Origin of the sequence: Sphingomonas sp. (assembly GCF_040398505.1) — a bacterium.
Classification (GTDB): domain Bacteria; phylum Pseudomonadota; class Alphaproteobacteria; order Sphingomonadales; family Sphingomonadaceae; genus Sphingomonas.
Window position 1 is genome coordinate 2,636 of sequence record NZ_JBBATX010000146.1, and the last position, 2,786, is coordinate 5,421.

Here is a 2,786-nt window from a genome sequence, read left to right on the forward strand (position 1 = left end):
CACGATCGCGATCGCCCGCTGCACCGATGCCTCGATCGACAGAAAGCTGGTGTCGAGCAACGCCGAATCCTTCGCCGGCACCAACGGCGCCGTGGAGCGAGTCGAATCGCGTAAATCGCGCGCGCGGATATCGGCCAGGACCTTGTCGATGCTGATCGTCGATCCGGCGGCGCGCAATTCGGCATGGCGACGTTTCGCGCGGATGTTGGGCGTGGCGCGGATGAACAGCTTCGCATCGGCTTCGGGCGCGATCACCGTGCCGATATCGCGACCATCGAGCACAGCCCCGCCGGGTTGATTGGCAAACCGGCGCTGCCGCTGCAGCAGCGATGCGCGTACCAGCGGATGCGCCGAAATGACCGACGCCAGCGAGCCGATCGCATCGCTGCGCAGGATCGGATCTTCCAGCAGCATATCATCGAAATCGCACGCCGCGATTGCGTCCGCTTCGATCGATCCGTCGAGCTCCAGCCGGGCCACATTGGCGGCGACAGCACGGTACAGCAAGCCGGTGTCGAGATGCGGCAAGCCATAATGCCTGGCCAGCGCCCGCGCGATCGTGCCCTTGCCCGATGCGGCGGGGCCATCGACGGCGATGATCATCGGCGTGTCACCACTGTGCGTACCAATCCGAAAAAAGCGATTCCCGCCCAAGCCGTTTCCAGCAGAAGTGCGGGCAAATTATAGTTTACGATCAACGACAGCGCGAGCAGCGATGCGCCGACGAAATTGAGCCCGTTGGACAGCCGATCCGGCGCTGCGTTTCGGACCGTCTGATAGGCGAAGCCGCTTAGTACCATCGCTGCGCCGCAAAAGCCGACCACGTCGGCGGTCCCCGGCGGGATCATGCCGTCGCGCCCTGCAGATGCGCGATTTGATCGAAGAACGCGGGATAGCTCGTTGCAACCGGCGATGCATCGTCGAGCGTAACGGGTGTGCGACAATGCAAGGCTGCCACCGCCATGCTCATGGCGATGCGGTGATCAAGCTGCGTCGCGACCGTCGCGCCGCCGGGCAGCGGATCGCCGCCAGTGCCGTCGATCAGCAAGCCATCCTCGACTTCCTCGACGCGCGCGCCAGCGGCCTCAAGCGCGGCGGCCATTGCAGCGATCCGGTCCGATTCCTTGACGCGCAACTCGTCGGCACCGCGCGCGATCGTTCGTCCGGCGGCAAATGCCGCCGCCACGAACAGCACGGGATATTCATCGATCATGCTCGGCGCGAGATCGGGCGGAACCTCGATCCCCGTCAGCGCGGCATGGCGCACGCGCAGATCGGCGACCGGCTCGCCGCCAACGTCGCGGCGGTCCAGCTCCTCGATCGACGCGCCCATCAGGCGCAGTGCTGTGAACAATCCGGCACGTGTCGGGTTAAGGCCGACATTCTCAACCACGATATCCGACCCCGGCACGATCGTTGCCGCCACCACCAGGAAGGCGGCAGAGGAGGGATCGCCGGGCACGACGATGTGCTGCGGCTTGAGTTCGGCCTCGCCCGTGATCGCGATGATCTTGCCCCGCGGCGTGGTGTCCACAGATACCTCGGCGCCGAAGCCGCGCAACATGCGCTCGCTATGATCGCGTGTCGCGACCGGTTCGATCACGCGGGTGATGCCCGGCGTGTTCAGCCCGGCCAGCAATACCGCCGACTTCACCTGCGCCGAGGCGACGGGCAGCGTGTAGGTGATCGGAATCGCGGGACACAGGCCGCGCAGCATCAGCGGCAGGCGCCCGCCCGGGCTGGCGGTGAAATCCGCGCCCATTTGCGACAGCGGTGCGATCACCCGCCCCATCGGTCGCTTCGACAGCGATGCGTCGCCGATGAAGGTGGTGGTGATTGGATGGCTTGCCACCAACCCCATTAAAAGCCGGGTCGACGTCCCCGAATTCCCCATGTCGAGCGCACCCGCCGGTTGCAACAGACCACCCACACCGACGCCATCGACGCTCCAGCCGGCCGCATCGCGCACGACCGTCGCGCCCATCGCGCGCAACGCGGCGGCGGTCGCGAGCACATCCTCTCCCTCAAGCAAGCCCTCGATCCGGCTGGTGCCGATCGCGAGTGCCGAAAACATCAGCGCGCGGTGGCTGATCGATTTGTCGCCGGGCACGCGGACGCGTCCGGTCAGGGGACCGACGGCAGACAGGGTGAGCGGTGCAGGGGAGGGGTGGGCCATTGGCCCCGCGCTTTGACAGTGCGCTTGCGCTATGGCAAGGCGCGCCCCACTTTGCGGCGCAACCGCAATAATCCCATCTTTGAAAGAGGTCACTCGGCATATGATCCAGCCGGAATGGGGCACGAAGCGTTCGTGCCCGAAATGCGCCACCCGCTTTTACGATCTTGGCAAGGACGACCCCGTCACCTGCATCAATTGCGGTGCGCATTGGGAGCCCGAGCCGATTCTGAAATCGAAGCAGCCGTTGCCGTTCGAGCAAGCCAAGCCCGAACTGGTCAAGAAGGATGACGATCTCGCTGGCGATGATGAGGATATCGACACGGGTGAAGACGAGGAGCCCTCGCCCGATGACGAGGTCGACCTCGGCGGCGACGACGATCTCGGCGTGGAAGCGCCCGCGAGCGAAGACGAGCATTGATCTTCAGCACGTGATCGGTAACTTTTAACGGCAAGCGGCATCCAGACCGCTTGCCAAGAGTGCGTCGCCTCGGTAGGGGCGACGCGTTCCCCGGGACCAACCCACCCGGGACATGGGGCCGTAGCTCAGCTGGGAGAGCGTTCGCATGGCATGCGAAAGGTCAGGGGTTCGATCCCCCTCGGCTCCACCATT

4 protein-coding genes and 1 tRNA gene are annotated in these 2,786 nt (G+C 65.3%); 2 read left to right on the forward strand and 3 right to left on the reverse strand.

Annotated elements, in window-relative coordinates; translation table 11 throughout:
• The 3 genes from ABWP09_RS13340 to aroA all read right to left on the reverse strand — a co-directional run.
• The coding region (locus ABWP09_RS13340) for a (d)CMP kinase (RefSeq protein ID WP_353205613.1) at positions 1-603 on the reverse strand (603 nt) is incomplete at its 3' end.
• Positions 600-848 carry a CBU_0592 family membrane protein gene (locus ABWP09_RS13345; RefSeq protein WP_353205614.1) on the reverse strand — a complete coding sequence of 83 codons (249 nt, stop codon included), beginning with the start codon at positions 846-848 and terminating at the stop codon, positions 600-602. The genes ABWP09_RS13345 and ABWP09_RS13340, both read right to left, overlap by 4 nt.
• Positions 845-2,176 (reverse strand): 3-phosphoshikimate 1-carboxyvinyltransferase, encoded by a 1,332-nt coding sequence (gene aroA / locus ABWP09_RS13350; RefSeq protein ID WP_353205615.1) that lies wholly within the window; start codon positions 2,174-2,176, stop codon positions 845-847. The genes ABWP09_RS13345 and aroA overlap by 4 nt, the downstream gene beginning before the upstream one ends.
• 100 nt (positions 2,177-2,276) lie before the next feature.
• On the opposite strand from aroA, the gene ABWP09_RS13355 reads away from it, so the two are divergent.
• A complete protein-coding gene (locus ABWP09_RS13355; RefSeq protein ID WP_188447277.1) occupies positions 2,277-2,594 on the forward strand; it encodes a TIGR02300 family protein in 318 nt (105 codons plus the stop codon).
• Positions 2,595-2,708: 114 nt separating this feature from the next.
• Positions 2,709-2,784 (forward strand) — tRNA-Ala (locus ABWP09_RS13360).
• Positions 2,785-2,786: the final 2 nt, after the last annotated feature.

Excerpts from the sequence above, each read along its gene's own strand:
- aroA (WP_353205615.1), bottom strand. The coding sequence starts at position 2,176 with ATGGCCCACCCCTCCCCTGCACCGCTCACCCTGTCTGCCGTCGGTCCC.
- ABWP09_RS13345 (WP_353205614.1), bottom strand. The coding sequence starts at position 848 with ATGATCCCGCCGGGGACCGCCGACGTGGTCGGCTTTTGCGGCGCAGCG.
- ABWP09_RS13355 (WP_188447277.1), top strand. The coding sequence starts at position 2,277 with ATGATCCAGCCGGAATGGGGCACGAAGCGTTCGTGCCCGAAATGCGCC.